Raw genomic sequence first — 6,332 nt, 5'->3', positions numbered from 1 at the left:
TTGAATACGTCACGAAGGTATCGAAAGCTACTGAAGACATCCTTTCTGCAAGCCCACAACCCCTGGTACTCATCGCGGACGCCGAGATAAGCGGGCACTTCCAGCAAACGAGCAGCCTCGGCCCACTCCTGGCAGGAGTCGTGGAAATCAACCCGCGCGCCCTTGACGTTTCGGAACTGCACACCCTGGCGTACCCCAAGGTTAAAGAGCGGCTCGACAGCGGACGGGTGAAGACACTTGCCAACGCAGCTGAACTTTTGGGCCGAGGCGACCCCACAGCGGCGAGCCATATCGCGGACATCATTCGCGCCGCACACCAGGGGCGGGTCGGTGCTCTGATACTCCGCGAGGGCCAGCCGATGTGGGGACGCTACGACACGGAGGATGACAGCCTCCACATTGGCCACGAATTTGAAACTTCGGCGGAGGATCTCTTGGGCGTCGCCGCAATCGAAACACTTCAACACGGCGGAGATATTCACGTCATGTCATCAGAGGAACTACCTACCGTAACCGAGGCAGTAGCTCTCCTACGCTACTGAAACTACAAAGGCGTATTGCGCTGGGGCGAGTCACCTTTATGCAGCGCGTCGAGGGCCTTTGCGAACTGGGGCCGTCGATCATGGGCTCCACTGACCAGGCGGTCGACATATGAATCTTCGCGGCGAACGCCGGCAGCGAGTAGACCGGAATGTGGAACCCTCAAGTTCTGTAGTCTCCCCAGGGCTCATACGCTCATTCGGTCCGCGCAAGTCGATTCCCGACCGGTTGAGGCCGCAATAGGGATCCTGCTGCAGTCCACCCACTCCTCGGGGGAGGTAGCGAATGGGACTCCAATGGCGGACAGGGAACCTTCCTCGGGCGTCAGGGCATGGGTCATACAGCCGAACTGGTGGCCCGAACGGCGTGATATTCAGGGCTTGATCGAGGCTAAAACTGTCTTTTGCCGGGTTGAGCGTTGCTGTCACATGGCTACTGTAAGCGACGGAAATTTTAGTATCAGCTCCGGATGCTTCCGAGCGGGTTGCGATCTACAGCTGATCTGCTGGGAAATCAGCGACTAAGCGCCTCTAAGCCTGCATGATGTACGAGCCTTGGTACTCAAGAGGGATTGCTGAGGCTTAGTTGAAAACTGGGGTTGCTAGTCTTCTTTGCAACTGAGGCGACACTGTTGGCGTGCACTCCTTTGCCGTGAAGTGAGGATCCTAAGCTTCGACGGACATGAACCGACCGAAGCGGCCGTCTAGCGAGTTGCTGCCTGCACCGCCCTACCCAGCACAAGTCAATTCGAATTCATCAGGCGACTGCATGGCCAGCGTGCTGGCCATGCATTGACGATCATAGCCAGCGTTGGTTGGCAACCGGTCGCCTATGCGTCGGCAGGAGCTCGTTTTGGCTGTTGAGCGCCACGGATGATCAACTCGCCCGCTAATCCGAGTCCGATGAGAAGCAATATCATTCCGTTACGGTCGGAACTCGCGGCTATGTAGGTGTTTTGTGAGGCTTCAACAAGGGCGAGGTCGTTGGCGTACCAGCCGTTCACGACCGACTGCTGCGGTGCGCCGTCAGTTTCACCATTGTTCAGCTCGTTGGAGAGCGCAGCCGCGTCAACGTCGCTCTTCCAATCTGATGGCGTTCCTGCATCGTCAGGACCGGGAGTTCCACTGACCCATGTGAAGACCAGCATGAGCGCCAGCAGTGAGCCGAGGAGGAGGCGTGCAAGCTTGGCGGGATCAACGGCACTGCCCATCAACTTGAGTCGCCCCGTGCGCGCTCCGTCTGGAGCTTGCGGCTCGACTTGCGTCGGAGGCGGCAGGTGTGGATCGTGAGAACCAACGGCCGGTTCGGAGTTGTGGATAGACATGTTTCCCCATATTTCATTGATCGAGACTACAAATTGATTTGGCTAGGCTGGCCGCTTCGAGTGGTAGAAGCCAAGGTTTCGGTACCTACAACTGACGCTGGTACTCGAGGCGCTCTCCCCACTTTTATTGGAGGCCGAGCATGCCTAATGACAGTACAGGGCACAACGCGAGTTGCCCGCTATTCAGAGGATGTCGCCAACTAGATCCGCTAATTTCTGACGAGGGGTCACGGGGTGCTCCGCGCAATACATGGGTTGGCGGGAAGACGGTGCCCGCCAACTAGGACCGGATCTGACAGTCCTTCTGCCGGATCGACTACAAGTAGGATACCTAGAGAGGGGACAACTCTCGGGCTGCCTTAGGGAACAAGGTAGCGGGAAATTATTCCGCTTTGCGGGAGCCGTGCTAACAAGAGCGTCCGACTCCTTGATGGCGCGGCTGCCCTTGTCCCGGCGCCCGGGTAGGACCTAACAATATCGTCACCGCGGGGAAGTCCCCTTGTCTTCCACGTCATTTACGAACGCTGCTTGAATCGTGTATTGCTGAAAGAGCGGAATGGCATCTTCCAAGGGCAGACGTCCGAGGTCCAGTGCCGTTTTCAGCCCCTCAAGTTGGGCATTGCTTGCCTCTGCTGCGCTAACCCTTGCGGCCACTGAGTGCGAGTTGGCCAAACCGGCCGATATGGCAGCGACGACGGACATCAGCATCGCTGCCAGACAGAGCACCTGCCAAACTACGGAGCTTTGCTCCAACGTCAGCGCTTCTTGAACCCCTGCAGTGAACGTGGTGCCGCCGAAGGCAGGGCCTGCTGTGAGACCCGCAGCTAGCGCGCTACCAATGACGCTTGTCGTGGCCAGCCTGTTCCGACGAGGTCGCTCATGACGCAGGAACAGCCTGATAGCTGACTGTCGCTGCTCGATGTTTGCGATTAGTCTCTGACGAGCCTCTTGTTCCTTCATGGCTTTCTCCCTGAGGCGGTTATGGTGCGATACCCGTCCTTGAAGGATGTCGCTGAACACTTGTGAGCGGCACCGACACCGTCAACGCTTATGGCGTCGCCTGTCGAGCCCATCGGAAACTGCGCCTGAAACCGTATCCGTTCGAGCACTTCTGGCGTTACCGACGCTTAATACCAGGGCCTTCCCACAAGTATGTGGGCGGCCCAGGGATTTCGGACAGTGGGCCTCCTCAACCTGGGTGCTACTGAATGGGAGCTTGCGGGATGACTCGGTGACACAGGTTCTAACACCAAGGATGCCCTCTGGCATTCGGTGAGGGAGCTGTGGGTGTAGGGTGACGGCGTGATCGTCCCCAATATCTCGCAGAACGCCGCGGCAGTCGCCGATCACTACGACGAGCTCGATCCGATTTATCGTCGAGTGTGGGGTGAGCACGTCCATCACGGGCTATGGACGACGGGTCGCGAGACGCCCGCTGAGGCCGTCGAGGCGCTCATCGACACGGTCGGCGATCGGCTGCGCCTTATGCCCGGCGAGGTGTGCGTCGACATCGGCTGCGGGTACGGCTCGACCGCGAGGCAGCTCGCGGTTACACGCAGCGTCCGCGTTACCGGGTTCACTCTTTCTGCCGAGCAGGCCCACTACGCCGCGGTGCATCCCGCACCCGACGTGGACATCCATCTCCGCGACTGGTTCATCAACGGGCTGACGGATGCCTCAACCAATGCCGCATGGGCGATCGAGTCGAGCGAGCACATGGTCGACAAGCCAAAGTTCTTCGCCGAGGCTCATCGCGTGCTGGCGCCCGGGGGCCGCTTCGTCGTCTGCGCGTGGCTCGCCGAAACTGATGCCGACGGTTGGAAGGTTCGCCACCTGCTCGAACCGATTTGCCGCGAGGGACGGCTGCCCTCGATGGGCACGCGCGAGGAGTATGAGGCGATGGCAATGGCGGCGGGTTTTGCGATCGTTGGCTATGAGGATGTCAGCCGCCGCGTCGCGCGCACATGGACGATCTGCGCCCGCCGACTTGTGGAGGCGTTGCTCGTCGATCGCGAGACCCGTCGACTGGCCCTTGGCGGACGAAATCGCATCTCCGTTCTGACCTTCCCCCGCCTAATCCTGGCGTACCGCACCGGTGCGATGCGCTATGGGATATTCACGCTGTCGAAGGCGAGGGAGAACGGGGCACCAGACGAACCCGGCACATCCTGAGCCAGGTCCTTCGGCAACTACGCGCGCATCAATCCCAAGGCATGGATGCCTGAAGCCATTTACCTAGAACAATGGCCAGGGCACCGCCGTCATGCCCCTGCCCGGAGCGGGAAACCGCCCTCCCGCGCGCAAGCGGGCGCAACGCGCGGCGAGCGCGCCGACCTCTTCGGCTGTGAGCAAGTCCGCCAGGTCTCGGCCGAGTTCACCGCGCAAGCCCTCGCTGACGCGATCGACGCCGTCGAGTTCCTCGGCGCTCAGAGGGTCGCCCAGCCACCCCCAGAGCACGGTGCGCAACTTGTGGTCACTGTGGAAGGTGAGCCCGTGGTCGACGCCATGTCGGTGTCCGTCCTCCATGGCAAGGATGTGATCGCCTTTGCGGTCGGCGTTGTTGACCACCACGTCGAACACAGCCATACGTCTCAGTGCCGGCGTGTCCTCGTGAACGAGGGCGACCATCCGACCCTTCTCGTCCTGACCCTCGAGGACCTGTTTCCAGCCGGTCTCCGGTACGTCGTCCGTTGCGACGAGATCCACCGCATTCTGGTCGGGGTCTGTCTCCTGCCAGAGCTGCACCATGCCCTCGCCGAACGGACCATCGCGCAGCCAGGTGCGTGGCACAATGTTCCAGCCAAGGACCTCAGAGACCAGGTAGGCGGCCACCTCCCGGTGGGCAAGGAAGCCATCGGGGAAGTCCCACAGCGGACGTTCGCCTGCTATCGGCTTGTACACGACCGTCGTGGCGCCGATGCTGCCCAAGAAGGTGGCGTTAGACGCGGTGGTGATGCGGCCGGTGAGCGTCAGCTCGGCGGTCAACAGGTCGGGCGCAGGCATCAGGCCTCGGGAATTGTGCAGGCGTGCCCGTCTGGATCGATGGGCTGACCGCAGTGCATGCAGATCGGACGCCCGGCACCCACTACCTCCCGGGTCCGCTTGGCGAAGGCGCGGGCGGTGCCGACAGGCATGCGCACCCGCAGCACTTCCGACGCGTCAGCGTCGTCATCGAGGAAACCGTCGGCGTCGGCGTCGGCATCGGCATCGACATCGGTGAGCGGGTAGGCCTCGACGACTATCTGCGCCGTCGTCGGGTCCCACCCCAGGCTCATGATGCCGGTTCGGAACTGCTCCTCAACTGGCTCAAGCTGGTCATTGTCGACGAGTTCGATGGGAGTACTCGTGGGAACACTGAAGGGGTTGCCCTCGAGGGTGATGAGCTGATCGAGGACCTCGTCGATCTTCTCGGCGAGCTGGGCCGACTGCTGTTTCTCCAGCGCAATACTCACGATCTGCTTCCCTGCGCGTACCTGAAGGTAGAACGTGCGCTGCCCTGGAACGCCGATGGTACCGACGACGACGCGGTCAGGCCAGGCGAACTCATGAACAGTTGTAGGCATAGGGATATTTTAGGCTCATCGGGCTGGTGGCGCCGTGTGACCTGCGCCACCGCCCACCGGGGCATCGTCGTGGTTGACAGAGTTCGCCAACCACGACAGGTCTCCGGCCTCGGTGTTGGTCGCGTGGACGCTTGGCCGACTGGTGCCATAGCGCACGATCGATACGGAGCCCGGGCCCACATTGATGCGCTGGAACAGGTCGATGTGCATGCCGAGTGCGTCGGCGAGGATCGACTTGATGATGTCACCATGACTCACCGCCACCCACACTGCCCCTGGCCCGTGCACAGATTCGAAGGAGGCATCTCGGGCTCGAATCGCTGCCACCGACCGGGCTTGCATCGCGGCCATGGATTCGCCGCCCGGAAAAGTGACGGCAGACGGTTGCGACTGAACGACCGACCACAGATTTTCGGTCTCAAGATCACTGAGCGTACGGCCCTGCCACTGGCCGTAATCGCACTCAGTCAGACGGGAATCGAGCTTGATCTCAATCGGCACCTGCGGTGTGACAGCTTGGCGACCGAGGATGAATTGGGCGGTCTCCTGACAACGCTCGAGGGGGCTCGATACCACTCCTACGACGGGCACGGCCGCAAGCCGGTCAGCGGTCATGGCCGCTTGGTCGCGGCCGATCTGGTCCAGGCTGACGCCATCCGCACGGCCGGCCAGCAACCCGGACGCATTCGCTGTCGTGCGGCCGTGCCGCACAAGAAGAACTGTTGCCATCCACCCAGCGTAACCATCGACCCGACGGCGGGGTGCACCTCCGTCGAGGTCCATAACCGTGTTGCTCGCCCTCATTTTTTCTTGGGCGTCGATCAGTACGTTGACGCTACCTGGGGATGTTTTCGGGATGATTCAGACATCGTCGTAGCTTTCGTACATGCAGGAGCGAATCGATG

Annotated in this window: 7 protein-coding genes; 2 read left to right on the top strand and 5 right to left on the bottom strand. The window is 61.2% G+C overall.

Going from position 1 to position 6,332, the window contains the following annotated elements; all coding sequences use genetic code 11:
- A partial coding sequence (locus tag AC5RTB_RS16520) for a baeRF3 domain-containing protein (protein ID WP_494062135.1) occupies positions 1-542 on the top strand: 542 nt, incomplete at its 5' end.
- 827 nt (positions 543-1,369) lie between these two features.
- Here AC5RTB_RS16520 and AC5RTB_RS16515 read toward each other — a convergent pair.
- Together AC5RTB_RS16515 and AC5RTB_RS16510 are read right to left on the bottom strand one after the other, a co-directional pair.
- Positions 1,370-1,750, bottom strand: a complete 381-nt coding sequence (locus tag AC5RTB_RS16515; RefSeq protein ID WP_494062134.1) for a hypothetical protein — start codon at positions 1,748-1,750, stop codon at positions 1,370-1,372.
- A gap of 594 nt (positions 1,751-2,344) precedes the next feature.
- Complete coding sequence (locus AC5RTB_RS16510; RefSeq protein WP_494062133.1) at positions 2,345-2,824, bottom strand: hypothetical protein; 480 nt, start codon at positions 2,822-2,824, stop codon at positions 2,345-2,347.
- Positions 2,825-3,166: 342 nt separating this feature from the next.
- On the opposite strand from AC5RTB_RS16510, the gene AC5RTB_RS16505 reads away from it, so the two are divergent.
- Positions 3,167-4,036, top strand: coding sequence for an SAM-dependent methyltransferase (locus AC5RTB_RS16505; RefSeq protein WP_494062132.1), 870 nt, complete (start codon positions 3,167-3,169; stop codon positions 4,034-4,036).
- Between the two features lie 63 nt (positions 4,037-4,099).
- Here AC5RTB_RS16505 and AC5RTB_RS16500 read toward each other — a convergent pair whose 3' ends face one another.
- Genes AC5RTB_RS16500 through AC5RTB_RS16490 form a run of 3 tightly spaced genes read right to left on the bottom strand, consistent with a single transcriptional unit; the run spans position 4,100 to position 6,156 of the window.
- Complete coding sequence (locus AC5RTB_RS16500; protein WP_494062131.1) at positions 4,100-4,867, bottom strand: SCO1664 family protein; 768 nt, start codon at positions 4,865-4,867, stop codon at positions 4,100-4,102.
- A complete protein-coding gene (locus tag AC5RTB_RS16495; RefSeq protein ID WP_494062130.1) occupies positions 4,867-5,427 on the bottom strand; it encodes a DUF3090 domain-containing protein in 561 nt (186 codons plus the stop codon). The genes AC5RTB_RS16500 and AC5RTB_RS16495 overlap by 1 nt, the downstream gene beginning before the upstream one ends.
- Before the next feature lie 15 nt (positions 5,428-5,442).
- Complete coding sequence (locus AC5RTB_RS16490) at positions 5,443-6,156, bottom strand: MSMEG_4193 family putative phosphomutase (RefSeq protein ID WP_494062129.1); 714 nt, start codon at positions 6,154-6,156, stop codon at positions 5,443-5,445.
- Positions 6,157-6,332 lie beyond the last annotated feature (176 nt).

This window comes from Arthrobacter sp. M71 S08 (assembly GCF_059089725.1).
This window is presented reverse-complemented; position numbering and strand designations above follow the sequence as displayed.